We start from the raw sequence: 18,300 nt of genomic DNA on the forward strand, positions 1-18,300 counted from the left end.
ACTTGCGCTGCTCCCAAATCGGCTTTACAGCTTACGAAGGTGCCGAAGGGGCGCCTTCCCGCGCAAGAGGCTCTCACCCTTCAGTAGTTCGTTTCCCGTTGCTTCGAATCGCATCGGGGTTGCGACAATCACTCGACCCTTTGTTCGGCCACAGCGGGAAGGCCGAAGTCTCTACGGAGGGTTGTTGTGTCTCTATCATCTCCATCAAAAGATATTGCGCTTGCGTCGTCTCAGGTCGCCGCTGGCGCGCTGCTGCGCGAAGTCAAGATCCGCGCGCGCCTTCGCCTGAATGATTTGGTCAATCAGGTGCCAGATGCGATCTTCTATGCGCGCTGGATCTCCAGGAAGCGACGTTGGGCTTTGCCGGTATCCTGGAAGCTCGCGCACGCCCTCAATATCGTTTCCACGGAACTTGGATTTCAGGATTGGGCGCACGCTCGCCGTGTGCTCGAGGGACGGGCCCAACTATCCGACGACCAGGGCGGCCTCTGGTACGATCTACGTTGTCAATTCCAGCTCAACAGCTGGTTTTCAACCTATGCTGACGCCCGCGCTTTCTGCCGACAAGGTGGCGAGCGTTTTCTATTCCCGTTCGCAAGGCAGGTCGTCGTTGGCGACGATAATTTCGTGCGAATGCTAGGGCTGGATCCCGCGTCATCGCTCTGGAAGGAGACGGGGAACGATCTGGTCGCAAGTTATGGCACCCACGCCTGGCGCGCTCTTTGCGCGGCCCGCCTTGCGGCGACCCGTGGTCGTTTGCCGATTGGTCGTACGCCGACAGCGCGCAATCTTTGACCTGAGCCAGACGGCTGCCGCCACACCGCTTGAGACGCCTGCGCGCTCGGCCCGATATCAACCATATCTCAAAGAAACAAAGAAACATGTCTGCACATTTCGCTACGTCGGACGACGGAACGCGCATTGCCTATGAAATGACCGGCTCAGGTCCAGTTATGGTGCTTTTGCACGGTGGGGCTCAGTCTCGTCAAACATGGCGTGATGCCGGCTACGTGGATAGGCTGGGTTCGGACTTCACCGTCGTGACTATCGACCTTCGAGGTCACGGTGAAAGCGACAAGCCGACCAGCGTTGAGGCATACGGCATCGACCGCCACTGCCAAGACATCCTGTCCGTTGCCGATCACGCGGGTATCGAACGATTCGCGCTCTGGGGGTACTCGTTCGGAGCAAATACCGGCCGCTATCTTGCTGCCAGATCGGAGCGCGTCACGCGGTTCGTCATGGTCGGTGTGCCGTTTGGTCCCGGCGCTTCCGGCGACTTCCGCCGCACCGTGACGGGTGTTCGGGATCGCTGGATACCGATCCTGCGCGCCCAAAACGAGGGGATACTCGATCTGGAGTCGCTTACTCCCCCCGAGCGCGCCTATCTTCAGAGCGCCCGTGCGCAGCACGAAGTTCCGTGGCTTACCGCCATCCTCGACTGGGGCGAAATCGTTCCGGCGCAACTGCTCTGTCCAACGCTTTGGATCGTCGGCGGGGAAAATCCGGTTGCACTGGAAGGCGCCCGGAGCATCGAGGCTGCCTTGGCGAACTCCAAGGTGTTGTTATGCACGATCGACGGACTGACACATGAATTGGAAATGAGCGACATCGATAACGTCTTGCCGCGCATCCAGGGTTTCATCAGAAATGCCAGTGGTTGAGGGGCGGGGCGCGCTGCAACGGCGTGCGGCACCCGTATTGAACTCGGCCGAGGCTAGCGGCGACTAATCAGTCGGTAGACTGGAGGACCACGCCATGCCCGACTGGATTCTCGCGCCGATCTGTGTGGCCGCACTGGGCGGCTTTATCTGGTTCGCGTTTCGACAGGGGTTCAAGGTCAAGCCCGACAAGAACAACCGCGACCATCCGACTCTGCCCCTTGGGCCGGACGGATCCTGGCGCTAAGGGCGGTGTTGAACGACAGGGGCTGCCGGCACCACGCCGTGTGACCCGTGGCCGGGTGAGATCGTCATGCGGCCGAGGGTGCCAAGGATGGGGGTCGACGGCGTCCTTTGCGGTCGGCGATCCCTACACCCTTTGGAGTATGCCAATCGTCACGTGAACCTTCTGCCCGGATGTGTAGACCTAGTGGCTACCGGGATTTTGCATTTCCTTCCTGGGGCTAGAGCCGACGCCGTCCGCAAGCATTTTAAGCGGGCGGTGTTGTGCTGATCTGAACCACCGCCCCGTCGCAGCATCCCGCTCCCGCGCGCGGAGGCGGCCCATGAAGCGAATACCCACGAGCGAAGCGATCATCACCGTCGCCTTGTTGGTGATGTTCGCACTCGTGATCTGGTTTGGCGCCATGCCCTGAGCACCGGACGTCCGGCGCGACGAGCCCGGAAGATCTCGAGCGGCTGGACGGGCGACGGTTTGGTGCTCCCGACACCCAAGTCACTGAGCCGGCGTGAAACGCCGAATCTCAGGCATTCTCGGCGTCGCGAATAACCTCGAACGGCAAGGGGGGGACGTTGTATTCGGCGATGTTCAGCTTCCAGATGTGGTGGTCGTCCGTGCCGCCGGCCGACGCAAATCCAAGCCTCTTGTACAGGTCGCGCACCAATCCGTTCTTGGCGGTGGGGAGGTAGCTGCCCTCCAGCGTATCGACACCGTTCAAGCGGCAATGGCGGACGAGCTCGGCAACGATGGCTTCCTCGACCCGTCGGCCGAGGACCCGGCAGCTCATCAACCAGGTGTCGATGTCGTAAGCCGTGTCCTTCTTTCGCGCAATGACGACGCCGATAACTCCGTTGTCGCCAAAGCGGTCGCGAAGCCTGATCTGGAAAGTCAGGCAATCCGGCGAACGCGACATCGTCTCGACTTCGGAATGCGTGTAGCGACGCGTCGTCAGGTTGAATTGATTGGTCTTGTTGATGAGCTGTGCGATCCGCCCGAGATTGACGGCATCGAACGCGTGGAATTCGATCGTCATGCCGAGCGACGCCAGAAATTCATCCATGTCGCGAGACTTGGCCGACAGCTCCGCGCGCTGGGCATTCGCCTGATATTGGGCGCCGCGCTGACGATCCTCCTCGGAGAACGTGACGGCTTCGAAATAGCCCGCGTTCAACAGCGTGCGCGCGTAAAGCGAAGGATCGGCGGGAAGTTCGGGCACGGCCACCATCGGCAACGCCTTTCGCACCTGACTTCGCTCGGCGGGATTGTCGTCGAGCAGCACCAGGGAATCCAGACCAATATTCAGCGTCTTGGCGATCGCCTCGATGTTGGTCGCCTTGTCGCTCCAGTTGGCCTGAAAGACGGCAATGTGGTCCAGCTTCAGCAACATCTCGGGGTGTTCCAGGAAGGGCTGTCGCGCGACCTCATCCGTGTTCTTCGAGGACACCGCCAGGATCACACCGCGATCGCGCAGCTGAAGCGCCGTTCGCTGGATTTCGGAGAAGGCTTCTCCTACCCCATCGCCCTGTCCGAGAACGATGCCTTCCAGTCCATCGTCGCCGATCGTGCCGCCCCAGACCGTGTTATCGAGGTCGAGCACGAGGCATTTGCGGGCGTTGCCGCGGATCGCGCCAAGGAGGCGTCCAACATACTCAACGTAGATCGGTACCATCGTTTGCGCGAACGGCAACTTGTAGAGATTCCATTGGACGGGATTGTGCCAGTTCTGGGTTCCGATCGATTCCGCCAGGGCGGCGACATCGAGTATGTAGTCACCCCGCTTCGCGGCGAGCTCGCGAAGCCCGTCGTTGAAGTCCTGAATCTGGCGGCGCATCGACATGGACACTTGCGCGTCCATGCTTCCGAACAGCGGTTGCGGAGGGCAGGCAACGGTCTGAAAAATCACCGGCACGCCGGCGCCGCGCTCGAGACCCTCACGTATCATGCCCAAATAGTCGAGGGCGGACTGGTCCGACGGGGCGTTGCCGCCGCTGTTGAGGGGAAATCCGTGGAAATCCAGCGCCAGCAGAACGGCGTCGGGCTTGGAGGAATTGATCGCGGAGGATGGGTCGAGCGCTTCCTGCACAACCTGATCGTAATCAGCCTGAGTCACGCGCAGCAAGACGCCGTGGCGCGCGGCGCCTGCGGCGAGGGCAGGGGCGAACAGGCAGGTCGTACCATTGCCCAGCAATCCAAGATGAAACTCGCGAAGCGGCGAGAGCGCCTTCTTCTTGGTTCGCGCGCGCTCTATGCTCTTCGAAAGGCGGGTGAGCTGATCGGTGTTGAGGCACTTGGCGGCGAGCGCGACGATATCGGCGCCGCTCGGATCGTCGGAGGCGTCAAGCGCGCTGCATAGCGACTTGAAGTCCGCCGGCGGCGTCTCTAACCAAGGCAGTTCTTGAAGCTGAAACGTCATGGCGTCGACCCCGGGATGGTGTCATTGATCTAGCAGTTTGGATCCGGCGGTGCCGCTCGCGATCAACTTCTCACCCGCGTAAACCCGAAACTTCAGGCTGACGGTATGGGTGGAATGCGACACGTGCGTTAGCTCGCCGTTGAAAGTCGCTTCCTCGTCAATGTACAGCGGCTGATTGAAGTCGATCCGCCAGCTCGTGGCTAGCCCGAGGTCACCCGGCAAGTGCATTCCGACCAGATGCGAAAGTCTAGCGACCGTGAGCGCGCCGTACACCACGGGGCCCGAGAATCCGCGGCTCCGCGCGAATTCGGAATCGATATGAATGCGGCTCGAATCTCCCGACAGCTCTCGGAAGGTATCCATCTCGCTCTGACCGATCCGGAACGGAATCGAGACGGTCATGCCTTCCTTAAGCTCGTTCCATGCCAGCACTCGTGGCTTTTCGCTCAACGCGCAGCTCGCTGACGAATGACGTTGACGAACTCTCCGACGTTCTTCAGGGCGGCAACTTCGCCAGTCGAGAACTGGATCTTGAACTCCACCTCGACAGCGACGACCAGCCGGATATTGCTGAGGCTGTCCCACGCCGGCACTTCTGCCGCGGTCATTTCCGGATGGGGCGTTAGCGTGTCGTCGTCGAAGACGTCCCGGAAAATCGGCGTGAGGCGGGAATAAATTTCCTCGTCAGTCATCACTATCGTCCCATGATTTGGGTGAGTCGGCGGCGGCGTCGAAATTGCCAAGCAAGCCCCGAAAAATCCGCCTTTTCGGCGCGAGAACTAGCAGATGGCACCGGCATTCACAAGGCTCCTTCACCGCCTGCCCAGCATGGCGTCCAGGCGCGGGCCAAGTTCCGCGCTCAGTTGGGCGTAACCGGCCTTGTCGAGATGGACGTGATCGAGGAATTCGGACGCCGGAAGGGTGGCGAGCGGCCCAACGTAAACTCGGTCCGGAGGCTGTGGTGAGATGATTTGCACGAGTTGAGCCTGCAGCTCGGCAAACTTCTGCTGCGGAAGCAGGTCGGGCAATACCTTGGGGTTCTCGGTCGCGTAGAAGATCAGCGTGGGCTGCTTTGCCTCCGAGACGCGGCGCAGGATCCGATCCAGGGCTTGTCGCTGCGGGTTATCGGGAGCCAGATCGATCTTCTCGTACCGCGCGCGTGCGCGCATCAGGAGCACGACATCGCCAAGGTCGTCGCCGGTTGCGCCAGTCGAGCGTTGCAGCCGCTTGTCCGCTGCATCGCGCAGGCCCGCCAGGAAGTTGAAGGGACTGCCGTCGAACCACAGCGCCTGGAGAAAGTCGCGGGACCGGTACAGAAACCACCAGTTGACGAGGGCGTCGTGGCTCCATCCCGCAATTCCGCCAGCGCCCTTGCCGGTGGAATAGGTACCGTTGGAATCCACCGACAGAGTGTCCAACCAGAGACGGGTCCTGGTTTCGCCTTCACGATCGAAATCCCGGGAGAAAGACCGCAGGCTCAGATCGAACACGATGGCATCCGGCTTCGAGGGCAGCACGATGCGCACAAGGTTCTCAAGATCGGTCGGAAGCGTTCCGTTCATGCCGAAGTTGGCGACGAGCACCTTTTGACCGGGATGCTTCTCGGCAAGCCAATTCTGCAACTGGCGCGACAAGGTGTGCGCCTGCCAGGCGGTATCGCCTTTGTCCCGCATGGCCCGGCCGAAGATCAGGGAGTCGCCCAGAACGGCAACCTTCACTCCGTCGAACTTCCGAAACTCCTCGAGCTTGGCATAAAGAGCTGCCGGCGACTGGACGTCGATCGTTGTCTGAAAGATGCCGCTGGCCGGGGCGGCCATTCGCAAGACCACATCCAGGCAGGCCAGTATCGCGATCAGCGCGGCAACCGTCACGCCCAAACGCGAGAGGACGTCGCTGCCTCGGTATCCCTTTGTTTTTGGAGCCTCAACCATCAGCGTTCAGAAATTCTGGTAAACGAACAGCGCCTGGCCGGTGTTCGACAGCAGCACGATGATGGCGATCTTCGCGGCCAGCCACACGATCTTGAGAATGTCGTCGCGTCCCAATGTCATGGATACAGCCCCAGCATCTTGCCGTAGATCGCGCCCCATTCCGAGTAGGATTTGAGCCAAAGGATCAGCGTTGTCGAGACGAATGCGTAAACGAGAAAGCGGCGGAGATAGATCGAAGCCCCGGTGGCGACCGGCCCCTTCTTGACGCCGACATATTTGCGGACGAGCTGGCTCGCAACCAGGGCTCCGCCGTGAACCGTGCCGAACGCCAGAAAGCCCCACGTCACCCCATGCCAAAGCGCGATCAGGATCATCGAGAGGAAGTACACCGCCGATATCATGGCAAACTGAATACTGCGCGGCGCCTTCTTGATGACAATGAAGTTGAGCGGCGTGAAGACGTAGTCCCTGACCAGCGTGCTGAGCGAGATATGCCACCGATTCCAGAATTCCTGGATCGTCGTTGAATCGAACGGCCGATTGAAGTTTTCAATCAGCCGGAAGCCCATCAGCGAGGCTGTGCCGATCACGATGTCGCAATAGCCGCTGAAATCGAGATAGATGAGGCCAAGCTGAGCGAGGGCCCCGACCCACAGCATCGGCCCCGACATTTGCGCGGCATTGTCGAACGAGAAGATTCCGAACGCCGAGAGATTGTCGGCGAGGACGAACTTCTTGATCATCCCGTTGGCGATGCGATGAAGGGCAGGGATGACTGCCTTGGAATCGAAGGTCGGAGATGCCAGCTGCTGCTCGAAGCTCCGATAGCGCTCGATCGGGCCGGCCAGCAACGCGGGGAAGAACAGGACGTAGGTGCAGAACCGAAGGAAGCTCGGCCTTTCGATGAATTCCACCTCCATCAGGTAGCTCACGCAACGGAACACCATGTAGGAGATGCCGATGATGTGGACCGGCATGTAGTGGAACGGGTTGGCCCCTCCCAGCAGTCGAGGGTCTCGCGCCAGAAACAGAAAGATCCAGAGCAGCGCCACGACGAGGAGCTGCGCTTCCATGGTGAAGCGCGCGCCGCGCTGCTTGCGAAACAGGCCGATCCCGTATGAGGCGGCAAGGAAGCCGGCCAGCACGATGATCGACGCCGGATCGAATCCGAAGCTGATGAAGAATGCGAAGCTCAGGAGCAGCAGGGCGACATTGCGCGCCATCTGCAGATTGACGGCGCAGCAGATAATGATGGCGGCCGCCGAGATATACAGAAACTCGAAGCTGTTCAGGGAAGGCCCGCCTACGACGGCGGCCGCAGATTGGAAAAGCATGGCATCCCTTCTCGACGCAACGAGTCCCTAAACGGGCCGCCGTCCGACAGCCACGCAATTGATCGTCAGGCGGTCTTTCAGGCAGCGCTCCAGGCGATACCCCGTCATCGGGAATAGTTCGTTCTTCTCGATCTCGAAACCCGCCGATGTCATGAGGTCGATCATCTCCGACGGCTTGTCGATCAGGTAGAGGTGATCGGGAGCAGGGCTGTTGGCGGGCATATTGACCAGGATCCTTCCGCCGGGCTTCAGATAGCGGATCAGGGACCGCAGGGCCTTGAGCGGGTCCTCGAGATGCTCGAGCAACTCGCTCACGACGATGCTGTCGAAGCTGTCGCGTTGATCGGGCGCGTCGAACATGTCCTGCCGGACCAGCTCGATCTCGTCACTGACGCCGATCACTTCCAGCGTGCGCCGCGTGGCCGCGATGGCGCCTTCGCTGACGTCCCACCCGACGATCGAGCCAGACCGAGGATCCGTTGCCGTCAGATAGAGCAGGGCGCCATGGCCGGGCCCTACCTCGAGATGACGGTATCCTTCCGGGAGCATCGGCAGGTACTGGCTCCGGTAGAAGGTCAGCGCGCAGGCGTGGTTGTGCCAGAACACGCCCGACAGCAGCAGCCCGTTCATGTATTTTTCCATGACGTCGGGCTTCGAGTAGACGTCGCGAACGGCCTCGCTGAATTTGGAGCGCTCATAGCGTCCATGGCGCCGGAAGAACAACTCGGCTTCCAGGATCATGTTCTCGCAGAAGTACCGGTAGTCGTGGCAAATCTTGTCGATGGTCCCGAAGTGATGGAGCGCGATCTTGGTGACGAGCTGCGACGATGCCTCGGTGTCGCGCATGACCTCCAGCGACCTGTTGCCGAGGCTGGTCGCCAAGGTGGCCTCGTGCTGGGGCCACGCGGCAATCTGTCGCTCGACCAGTGCTGAAAGATAGGGGTACGCAGCAATATCGATCTCTGCGATCCTCGACCGCCGCACGATGTCCGTGGAACCAGTCACCTGACCACCCTTTGGTTGAAAATATCGCCCTTCTGACATAGCCGGGCTTATCCGTGCAAGCCCTTGAACGGCGATAATTGTTCTCGACAACAAGGCCGGAGGGCGTCCCGGTGAGGCAGGGCGGAGGCGTCAGCCAATTGATAGCTTGACGGAGCCAAAAAGCTCGGCCAGATAGCCGCAAAGTCAAGGGCCGGAACATGAAAAGCCGCTTCCCTAGCGCATTTGGTCTGCTACGCCAGGCCGTCATCATGGGGACGTTCTTGTTGGCAGGAATTTCGTCTGCCTTCGCGGCCGCTCTGCCACTTGTGGTAGAGAAGGAACATCGGGTCGCAGCAGCCAAGGACACCTACCTCATCCTCGTGCTGGACTTGAAACCTAACCTCGTCGACCTGCAGAAATCCGGCGCAGGGGCTCCGGATCTCATCAGGGCTACCGCTGCCCGCTACGCCAAAGACTATCTCGCGCAACCTGAGTTCAGCTCGAGCCCAAAAGTCGTGGTCTATTTGATCTCGGTCGAAAGCATGGATGAGTACAACCGCGCCAAGTTCGACGGCATGAAGCGGTATGGCACCATCGCTTTCGAGAAAAAGGGCGACGAGGTCGTGCTAACCGAAGACAAGCTCTCTTTTGGCCCATAAGGCTTCAGCCTTTTCCTGGTGACATCGCCTGCTCAACATGACGAGTTCGAAACTTAGAAGGACGGCTGCCGGTATCATCTTGGTCGTCGCGATTTGCGGCGGCATAGCGGCAACGGTCGAGAAAACGCGCCGATACATCAATCAGCGGATTGATCGGATGTTGGCTGAACGCAACCCGCCGAAGCCGGAGCTTCCTCCTCCTCCTCCGGCGCCATCGCCTGCTCCAGCGCCATCGGCCTTCGACAAGAAAGCGGAGATTGAGCTTCACCAATTGTCCGCGCGCGTCGCGACGCTGGAGTCGTTGCTGGCTGGCGCCGGAGGCACGCTGGTCGACCGTGTCCCGGACGCGAGTGAGTATCGCGGGCGGGGCGCACCGGTTGTTGCGATGCTCGATGCCGTGGGGCCCTATCGCAAGAACGGGCTCTTCGAGATCTATGGCGGAAGTTTCCGCGAAAGGCGCTCCGGCCCAATCAGCGTCACCGAAGCGGATTTCGAGATCACTCATGGACAGGCGTGGCTGATCTGGTCACCCGACTTCACGCCGGCGAGGGACGCCACCCATCTACAAATAAAGTTCGCGGCCCCTCCGACGACAGGCAAGCTGACAGTCGGATTTGTCCTCAATGACGGACAGTCGCTCGCCTGGACACTTGATCTGCCCGCCAAGAGCACGGAGCCCGCAGGTCTGCTTCCGCCGGTCCTCCCCGACGACATCGTCATGCGTGCCAACAACGCGCAGGTGGTCGGAGACATCAAGCTTGCCGGGAGCCAGGTGACCGTCCCGCTGCCTCCTAGCCTGCTCCTGAACCTGAGAAACGGTCAGGCGAAGGCAATCTCGCAATGGTTCGTGAAGGTCGACGGTGCGGCCGGAACGACAATGCGTTTCCAGACGCTCGCGCTCGTCCGGCCGGCGGCGCCGCCAACCAGCAACGGCGTCACGTTGGCGGGCAGGGTGGTCGGGGGCGCCATTGCGCCGAACACGTCGATCGAATTGCTGGAGGAATCCGGCAATGCGAAAAAGGGTGTGCTCGCGGCGGACGGTACCTTCGCCTTCACCGCGGTGGATCCGACGAAGCCGGTATCCCTTCGTCTGAGACGCGAAGAGTTCGAGCATTCCACAACACTCGGTCGATGGTTTGTTCCGTCCTACGATCGCAACGATCTCGTCGTTGACGTGCGTCCGATCTACGTCAACGAGGATGGCCATGCCCCTGATTCAACCCGCGCGAAATTCATAGGCGCCCGCAAGCCGTCTCCGTATGCCGCGTTCTACGAACCGCATAGCCGGCAATACTGGCCAGGCGCCGGCACGGTCCAGGAGTACGATTCGACCACATTCGTGAACAATCAGGGTTACGTCGATCGCGACCGGTTCTTCGACAATCCCGACAACTGTGTCCGTCTTGCCAGTACGGGCGGCAGCGACATGGTTGCCCTTCAGGTCCGCCCCTTCGAAAAGGTCAATATCCTTCTCGAGGAAAGTCTCGGCGTAGCCTTGCATAGATGTGTCGAGGTTATCTCCGCTGCGACCGACAACGGCGACATCGGTACGAACTTTCCCAGAATTCGAGACTACAGCTCGAAATTCGGTGTTCAGGGGACTTTGGTCTCGATGCTTGCGGGACTTGTCTCCCAGGTCAGCCCAACAATGCTTCGCGACGGATTGGGATTCGATCCGGAGAACAGCCCGCTTCCGAATTTCCTCCATGATACCAGCGGTGCATTGACGTTCCGCACCGCCTCACCGGTTTTTGCGGTGTTCACCGCCAAGGCGACGCTGCCGGAATATGTCAAAGGAATTCCGTTCGGCACGACGTTGACAGTGCCCTTTGATGTCATGCCGCAAGCCGGCAAGGAGGCATTCCGGTACTGGACTGAAATCGTCTCATATATCGAGAAGCACCATCCTGGTCAGAATTTCATATTCCATACCGGAGTTGATCAGGCACAATGCCGGAACAATTGTGAGATCACGCTGACCTTGGCCGACGGCACCAAGGTTGCCGCGGGCGCGAAGGGATTTGTCAGAAACGTAACCGAGTACTGCGCCAAGAACGGATACACCTGCGTGAACCCCAATTTCTCCGAAAAATACGGGGAAGTGCCGAGGTTGCTGACGTTTCAATACGACGGACATTACTCGAAACTTGGACATCAATGGCTTGCGCAGGAGCTGACGGCGCCATTGGCCAAAATCCTTTCCGATACGTCGAGATGAAAAAGCCGGGCGCCTATCTGTTTGTTCTGCGCCTGTTCGTTGCGCTCGGGTGCTGTGCGCTCGGCCCGGCATCAGCCCTTGCTGATGGCGGGAAACCGGATACGCCGGTTCGCGTGTTGCCGTACCCGTTCTCACATATCGTCAGCTTTGCCGCAGATACCGACGCGCTTCGTCCCTGGCACGGCGCTGCCATTCACCGCTTCTTCAATGAAGAGCTCGGTTTGACGATATCGGATTCGCTTTGGCCGCAAGGCAGTGAGGGAATCTCGGCGTTTTTTGTCGGCCCGGGACAGTTGAATCGATCCCCTTCGGGCATCGGCTCAGAGTCCACTTTTGCCCTGCTTCTGCGAGAGTGGCATCGCGGAAACATCGATCACTTTCACAGCTGGCACGAGGACTCTCCGTTACCTTTTAGAACGGAGATCCAGCCGCCGCTTTCCCTGTCCGCGGCACGATCGAGCTTGAGTATGTCTTCTGTCGGTCTGCCTCCTCAGCCAAGCCGCAACGTGAGATTCTACTTCTCCGCGGCTCCGCCTGCCGACCTTTCGATCATGTTGCACGATAGCAAAGGCAGATCGAGCATTTTTGGTTCGGGAGGTATCACTCGCGGACAAGACATCCAGTTTGAAGTAGGGCCGCTCGGCTGGATCGTCGAGGTGATCGTCCCGCTGCAGTCCAACAGCGTGACGCGGCCTGTCGATCCGATGTCGATCGACCGGATTGAATTTATCGCACCTTCCTGCGCGACCGGGTGTGCCGCTTCCCTCACCAGAGTGGAGCGTGATCACTTCAGCCGGTACACGGTGCTGTCCGAAATCCCGTGGCTGGAAGCGTGGAACGTTCGCCCTGCAATTCTGACGTCCCATGGCGGCAACACGCTCATTCAGGACTTCGGCGTTCCGGGACAGGTTGCGAAGTTTGTCGCGTTCGATAACCCCGCCCTCGTCGATACGCATGCCGCGCTTGCTGACCAGAAGCAGAGCCATGCCTACCATTCCGACCTCTTGAGGAATCTTGGTGTGATCGCGGTCTGGTCCTATTTTCCGGCCGATGCGAAGGATTTATTTGCTCCTCCTGACGGGCCTGAAGTCCAGCGCGGGCTGCCACCGCTCTCATCGACCTACCAGCAGCTCTACAATTTACCTCGTGCGCTGCCGCCACCACTCGACACCGGTAGCGAAGACAAGTTTGATGCGTCGGCGCGAGTCTCGCTCGCGGATATTCCCGAGGACGAGAGGAAGGAGCTCTATTGCGGACCGAGTTGCACCGTGTCCCAGGGCAACGCTCTCGCAATGCTGATTGCCTCTGACCTCCAGTCGATCAACCGCGGCAAGAAGGTGAAGACGCTAGTTTACACCCATTTCGGCTCCGAGGACGGGACTCCAAATTTTCGGGCCTCGCCGGAGGAGCCGGTGACGCAGGCTGTTCGGAAGTGGATGCGGCGGTTCGCCAACTACGTCTATGACTTCGATGGCTCGATCGGTATTGGCCGGCGCATCTGGTCACCTCCGGCGAACACATGGGTTCGCTACCAGGTAATGCATTCCAACATCGCCTCTCACCTGGTCGTTGACGGGTCCGCGGTCTCGATCACGCCGTGGACGGATCCGGTCACGCAAACGACCTGGCCCGATCTGCGCGCCGGCACGCGCGACCTACACGGGCTCACAGTGTACGTTCCGGACGTCGAGCATGCCTCGGTTAGGATCGGCGGCAAGGAGACGCAATCATTTACCCGCAACCCGCCGGATGAAACCGGCAGGGCGTCGATCACGTTGGTCGACGATCAGGTGCCGACCCCGATCATCGGCCGGGTTTCCTTGAAGGACCGCGCACGCGTCGAGGCCATATCCGGTCAATATACCGACCTATCGGAAGCCAATTCCCACGTCAGTCTTGCAGCCGATCAAGCCGACGGCGCAAGCGTCGTCATCAAGCCCTGGAGGCTCGACCTCTGGAACACGAGCCACCTGCAGCTTGCCGTGCGCAAGCGCTGTGCGAGCAAGGATAGCGCGGGCTGTCTTGAATCCCGTTTCAAGATCGAGCTGCTGATGCAGGACGGCGGCACGGTTTCCATTCTGGAAGATCAGGCGCCTGATCGGCGCGTGTCATCCAGCACCTGGTCCGTTCCGCGTTTGAAGAGGCTCGATGAGTGGGTATCGCACACGCTCGATGTGACGCAGTTGTCCTGGTCCAAATTCATCGACCAGGGCGACGACTGGCGTCGGCCCGGCCTTCCGCTCGGAAGGGTCAAGGAGGTGAGGGTGTCGCTGACGAACGCGCCCGCCGGCACGACGCTCGATGTGCAAAATTTCAGGGCTTTGCGGCCCTCCGGAAACGGTCAGGCACCGGATGGCACCAAGTTGATCGCGGGCCGCGTCACCCTGGACGGTTGGATTCCCGCGCCCGGAGTGGAAGTTCGAGCGGCGACAGAGCCCGGACACACCACCACTACCGCGACCGATCAGGACGGGTATTATTTCTTCCCTGGTCAGCCGAATGGGAAAATCGTGAGCATCCGGGCTCAACTGGGCTCGCGGCAGTGCTTCCCAAGGCAGGGGCGCCGCATCGAGATCGGCAAGGATGAGGCTGAGCTCGACATTCAATTGGGGCAGAACCTGCAATTCTCGCGCGGATCGTCGCAGTTGCCATTCACGGCCGCCACCGATCCCGAACAAGCTTGCGAAGCGACGCCGGAGCTTTTGGCGCAAGGTCGGTAATGACCGCGGATACGCGCTTGGGCATCGGCTCGGCCGATACCCGAGCGTCCCGCTTGAACGCTTCGTCGCCGTGCAGACGGTTCGCGGTCGCCCGGCCGACGGCTCCGTCAGGGGAGCGACACGACGCGCAGGTTATTGGTGCTTCCCGCCTGCCCAAAGGGAATGCCGGCGACGACCACCAGCAGGTCGCGGCTTGAGGCAAACTGCTCTGCATGCGCGAAAGCCGTCGCGCGCTCGACCATCTCCTCATAGCTCCCGACATCGTCGGAAAGCACGCTGTGCGCGCCCCAGAGCAGGCACAGGCGGCGCGACACCTCGCGGCTTGGGGTGATGGCGAGGATCGGCAGGCTCGGCCGCTTGCGTGCGACGCGTGCGGCCGTGGTGCCGCTCGACGTGTAGGCCACGATGGCTGCGGCGTGAATCACGGAGGCGAGGTCGGCGGCGGCGGTTGCAACGGCATGCGGCGGCGTCTGCTCCTCGCCGGGCTGGGTCGCCTCGACGATCGAGCGGTACATCTTGTGCTGCTCCGTGCTGCGGATGATGCGGTCCATCATCTCGACGGCCTCGCGCGGATAGCGGCCCGTCGCCGATTCCGCCGACAGCATCACAGCGTCCGCGCCGTCATAGATCGCAGTCGCGATGTCGGACACTTCCGCGCGGGTCGGCGTGGGTGCGGCGACCATGGAGTCCAGCATTTGGGTGGCGACGATCACGGGCTTCACCGCGAGACGGCACGCCCGCACCAGCTCCTTCTGGCGTCCCGGCACATCCTCATCCGGAATTTCGACGCCGAGGTCGCCCCGCGCAACCATGATGGCGTCGCACAGCTGGATGATGTCGTCGATCCGCTCGAGCGCCGCCGGCTTCTCGATCTTGGCCATCAGACCGGCGCGGTCGCCGACGAGGCCTCTCGCCTCGATGATGTCGGAGGGCTTCTGCACGAACGACAAGGCGACCCAATCGACGCCGAGCTTCAGGCCGAACTCCAGATCGAGGCGATCCTTCGTGGTGAGCGGCGAGAGATCGAGCACGGTGCCCGGCAGGTTGACGCCCTTGTGGTTCGAGATGGTGCCGCCGACGATCACCTTGGCTTCGATGAAATCGTCACCGAGCCCGGCGACGCGAACCCGGACCCTGCCGTCGTCGATCAGAAGGTCGTGGCCTGGGGCCACGGCCGCAAAGATTTCCCGATGCGGCAGCGGAATTGAGGTCTTGTCGCCATCCGATCCGGACAGCACGAAGCGGATGGTCTCGCCGGCCGCCACGGTGATCTTTCCGTCGCGCACGTTGCCGACGCGGATCTTCGGACCCTGGAGGTCCATCAGAATGCCGATCGGACGGCCGACCTCCTGTTCGAGCTTCCGGATCGCGGCATGGACGTTTGCGTGGTCGCTCTGGGTTCCGTGACTGAAGTTCAGGCGGAATGTATCGACGCCTGCCAGCAGCAACGCCTTGAGCATCTCGGGGGAACTGCTGGCGGGGCCGACGGTTGCGACGATCTTGGCCCGTCGATGACGACGCATGGGTCACCTCATTGCTGGCTTGCCGGACGCAATTAGCACGGCACGGATATCGTTGACATTGGTAAGCGTTGGCCCGGTGCGCACGAGGTCTCCAAGACGGTCGAAGAAGGTGTAGCTGTCATGGGCCGCCAAATAGGCCCGCGCGTCGAGACCACGCGCGGCGGCGCGCCGCAGCGTATCAGGACCGATCAAAGCTCCAGCCGCATCTTCCGTTCCATCAATTCCATCGCTGTCTCCGGCAATCGCCCAGATATCGGACGTACCTGATAGCGCTATGACAAGCCCCAGCAAGAATTCGGTGTTCCGGCCGCCGCGGCCCGCCGGCCCGCGTCCGATCGTAACCGTTGTCTCGCCCCCCGACAGCAGAACCGCGGGGGCAGGGCCGGGCTGGGCATGCCCTGCGACCGACCGGGCAATGCCCGCTATCACGGTTCCGAGTTCGCGAGCCTCGCCTTCGATCGCGTCTCCAAGGATGATCGGGGTGAGCCCCTCATCTCGCGCTACCTTTGCCGCAGCATCAAGCGCGTGGAACGGCGCGGCAAGGATACGGACATCGGCATCGATCTCGCCGGGCTTTGGGGTCTCGTCGGCTCGGTCGAGGACAAGCCGCGCCGCCTCCGGCAGGTCGATTGCAAACCGGCTCACGATCTCCCGAGCGTCGGCTCCTGTGCTGCTGTCCGGCAGCGAGGGACCGGAGCCGATCGCCGCGGGATCGTCGCCGGGAATATCCGAGATCACGAGGGTCGTGACGTGGGCGGGACGGGCGGCGAGCGCCAGCCGTCCGCCCTTGATCGCGGAGAGATGTTTGCGAACGACATTCATCTCGGCAATCGTCGCGCCGCTTGCAAGCAGGGCCCGGTTGACCGCCTGCTTGTCGGCGAGGGTCATCGGGGAGGCAGGGAGGGTCATCAGGGCCGAGCCTCCGCCGGACATCAGCGCGACGACGAGATCGTCGGCGGAAAGTCCCTGAACGGCACCGAGCATGCGAACGGCGGCGGCCTGGCTCGTGTCGTCCGGCACGGGATGAGATGCCTCGAGCACTTCGATGCGGCCCGCGGGAACGGTATGGCCGTGGCGCGTCACCACGACGCCTGAAAGGTCGACGTCAGGCCAGGCTGCGTCGAGGCCTGCTGCCATTGCGGCCGAAGCCTTGCCGGCGCCGACGACGATGCATCTGCCCTTAGGCTTTGCCGGTAAGGCGCTTGCGATGGTTATCCCTGGATCGCAGCTGGCGATGGCAGCGTCGAAGATCCTCCGCAGCGCCGTCCGAGCCCGCAGGTCCGTCCAATCAGTGTTCAATCGCCGCGCTCCGGCCAGGTGCAGGCGCGATCGCGGCCTTCGCCGTCGTTTCACTGCCCAGAATGAAGGCGCGCCGCATCGGCTTGATCACCAGCAAGGCGGTGAGGGCCGCGGTGGCATTGAGCGCAACCGCGACGATGAACACGGCCTGCCAGCCGAGCTGCGAGGAGATGATGCTCGCGAGCGGCACGAGCAGCGCCGCGGTGCCCTTCGCCGTATAGAGCATGCCGTTGTTGGTGGTGGCGTATTTGGCGCCGAAGGTGTCGCCCGACGTCGCGGGAAACAGGCTGTAGATTTCGCCGAAGACGCCGAAATAGATCGCTGTCGCCAGCACGAAGACGACCGGAATGTGGCCGTAGGTGGACAGCGTCAGCAACATCAGCGCGGCTGTCGCGAATGCGATGAACATCGTGTGCTCGCGGCCGATGGTGTCGGAGACCCAGCCAAAGAACGGACGGCCGAAACCGTCGAACACACGATCGAGCGAGATGGCAAAGGTCAGCGCCGCCATCTGGAAGCCCGCCAGGGTGACCGGCGTATCCGCGATCTTGAAGTCGTGAGCGATCGGCCCGATCTGCGCCGCGGTCATCAACCCGCCGGAAGCCACCATGACGAACACCAGGTACATGACCCAGAAGATCGGCGTGCGCAGGACCTGGGGCGGCGTGTAGTCGATCGCGCTCTGCGGCAGATTGAGCTGCTTCTTCCTGGGGGCCTCGACGCCGTGCGGCGGGCGGACGAACCAGGCCAGCAGGAGAACGATGAGGCCTTGCCCGATTCCGAACGTCAGGAAGGTGCTCTGGTAGCCGCTGGTGGCAATCATGTTGGCGATCGGCACGACGGTGAGCGCTGCGCCGGCGCCAAAGCCCGCGGCGGTCGCGCCCGCGGCGAGGCCACGCCGATCAGGAAACCATTTCAGCGCGTTGCCGACGCAGGTGCCGTAGACGGCGCCGGCGCCGATGCCCGCGACCACAGCCGCCGCATAGAGCATGACGAGCGAAGAGGCATAAGAGTTCAGCACCCAGGCCAACCCGATCATCAGCCCGCCGAACATGACGACGATGCGCGGGCCGTATTTGTCCACGAACCAGGCCTCCACCGGCACCAGCCAGGTCTCAGTCATCACGAAGATCGTGAAGGCGAGCTGGATGGCCGGACGGCCCCAGTGATATTTCGCGTCGATCGGATCGACGAACAGCGTCCAGCCGTATTGCAGGTTGGCGATCATCGCCATGCAGACGATGCCGATGGCGAGCTGGAGCCAGCGGAAGCCGCCGGGCGACGATACCGGTTTCGTGCTGGAGATCATGTGCGCTC

15 protein-coding genes are annotated in these 18,300 nt (G+C 61.6%); 6 read left to right on the forward strand and 9 right to left on the reverse strand.

Annotated features, from left to right (window positions below; genetic code table 11):
* Positions 1–186: 186 nt before the first annotated feature.
* The 3 genes from XH92_RS20270 to XH92_RS20280 all read left to right on the forward strand — a co-directional run bounded on the left by XH92_RS20270 (position 187) and on the right by XH92_RS20280 (position 1,908).
* Positions 187–795, forward strand: coding sequence for a hypothetical protein (locus tag XH92_RS20270; protein ID WP_194460759.1), 609 nt, complete (start codon positions 187–189; stop codon positions 793–795).
* An 86-nt stretch (positions 796–881) separates the two neighbouring features.
* Positions 882–1,664: an alpha/beta fold hydrolase gene (locus XH92_RS20275; RefSeq protein WP_194460760.1), complete on the forward strand. Its 783-nt coding sequence runs from the start codon at positions 882–884 to the stop codon at positions 1,662–1,664.
* A gap of 94 nt (positions 1,665–1,758) precedes the next feature.
* Positions 1,759–1,908, forward strand: a complete 150-nt coding sequence (locus XH92_RS20280) for a hypothetical protein (protein ID WP_194460761.1) — start codon at positions 1,759–1,761, stop codon at positions 1,906–1,908.
* A 517-nt stretch (positions 1,909–2,425) separates the two neighbouring features.
* Here XH92_RS20280 and XH92_RS20285 read toward each other — a convergent pair.
* The 6 genes from XH92_RS20285 to XH92_RS20310 all read right to left on the reverse strand — a co-directional run bounded on the left by XH92_RS20285 (position 2,426) and on the right by XH92_RS20310 (position 8,678).
* Entirely contained in the window at positions 2,426–4,315 is a 1,890-nt protein-coding gene (locus XH92_RS20285) for an HAD-IIIC family phosphatase (RefSeq protein ID WP_194460762.1), read from the reverse strand.
* Positions 4,316–4,336: 21 nt separating this feature from the next.
* On the reverse strand, positions 4,337–4,765 hold the full coding sequence (locus tag XH92_RS20290; protein WP_194460763.1) for a MaoC/PaaZ C-terminal domain-containing protein: 429 nt from the start codon (positions 4,763–4,765) through the stop codon (positions 4,337–4,339).
* Complete coding sequence (locus XH92_RS20295; RefSeq protein WP_157345131.1) at positions 4,762–5,007, reverse strand: acyl carrier protein; 246 nt, start codon at positions 5,005–5,007, stop codon at positions 4,762–4,764. Before XH92_RS20295 ends, XH92_RS20290 begins: the two co-directional genes overlap by 4 nt.
* Before the next feature lie 120 nt (positions 5,008–5,127).
* Complete coding sequence (locus XH92_RS20300) at positions 5,128–6,186, reverse strand: hypothetical protein (protein WP_194460764.1); 1,059 nt, start codon at positions 6,184–6,186, stop codon at positions 5,128–5,130.
* Positions 6,187–6,362: 176 nt separating this feature from the next.
* Entirely contained in the window at positions 6,363–7,580 is a 1,218-nt protein-coding gene (locus XH92_RS20305; protein ID WP_194460765.1) for an MBOAT family protein, read from the reverse strand.
* Positions 7,581–7,607: 27 nt separating this feature from the next.
* Positions 7,608–8,678, reverse strand: coding sequence for a bifunctional 2-polyprenyl-6-hydroxyphenol methylase/3-demethylubiquinol 3-O-methyltransferase UbiG (locus XH92_RS20310; RefSeq protein ID WP_194460766.1), 1,071 nt, complete (start codon positions 8,676–8,678; stop codon positions 7,608–7,610).
* A 104-nt stretch (positions 8,679–8,782) separates the two neighbouring features.
* Here XH92_RS20310 and XH92_RS20315 point away from each other — a divergent pair, with 104 nt between their 5' ends.
* The 3 genes from XH92_RS20315 (at position 8,783) to XH92_RS20325 (ending at position 14,161) form a co-directional block, all read left to right on the forward strand.
* Positions 8,783–9,223, forward strand: coding sequence for a hypothetical protein (locus tag XH92_RS20315; protein ID WP_194460767.1), 441 nt, complete (start codon positions 8,783–8,785; stop codon positions 9,221–9,223).
* Between the two features lie 79 nt (positions 9,224–9,302).
* Positions 9,303–11,441, forward strand: coding sequence for a hypothetical protein (locus XH92_RS20320; protein ID WP_194460768.1), 2,139 nt, complete (start codon positions 9,303–9,305; stop codon positions 11,439–11,441).
* Positions 11,438–14,161, forward strand: coding sequence for a carboxypeptidase-like regulatory domain-containing protein (locus tag XH92_RS20325; protein WP_194460769.1), 2,724 nt, complete (start codon positions 11,438–11,440; stop codon positions 14,159–14,161). The genes XH92_RS20320 and XH92_RS20325 overlap by 4 nt, the downstream gene beginning before the upstream one ends.
* 107 nt (positions 14,162–14,268) lie before the next feature.
* On the opposite strand, the gene pyk is transcribed toward XH92_RS20325, so the two are convergent.
* The 3 genes from pyk to oxlT are packed head-to-tail and all read right to left on the reverse strand — an operon-like array spanning position 14,269 to position 18,292.
* Positions 14,269–15,684: a pyruvate kinase gene (gene pyk / locus XH92_RS20330; RefSeq protein WP_194460770.1), complete on the reverse strand. Its 1,416-nt coding sequence runs from the start codon at positions 15,682–15,684 to the stop codon at positions 14,269–14,271.
* A 3-nt stretch (positions 15,685–15,687) separates the two neighbouring features.
* A complete protein-coding gene (locus XH92_RS20335) occupies positions 15,688–16,983 on the reverse strand; it encodes a glycerate kinase (RefSeq protein ID WP_194460771.1) in 1,296 nt (431 codons plus the stop codon).
* Positions 16,973–18,292: an oxalate/formate MFS antiporter gene (oxlT, locus tag XH92_RS20340; RefSeq protein ID WP_194460772.1), complete on the reverse strand. Its 1,320-nt coding sequence runs from the start codon at positions 18,290–18,292 to the stop codon at positions 16,973–16,975. Before oxlT ends, XH92_RS20335 begins: the two co-directional genes overlap by 11 nt.
* Between the last annotated feature and the right edge of the window lie 8 nt (positions 18,293–18,300).

Origin of the sequence: Bradyrhizobium sp. CCBAU 53421, assembly GCF_015291625.1 — a bacterium.
Taxonomy (GTDB): domain Bacteria; phylum Pseudomonadota; class Alphaproteobacteria; order Rhizobiales; family Xanthobacteraceae; genus Bradyrhizobium.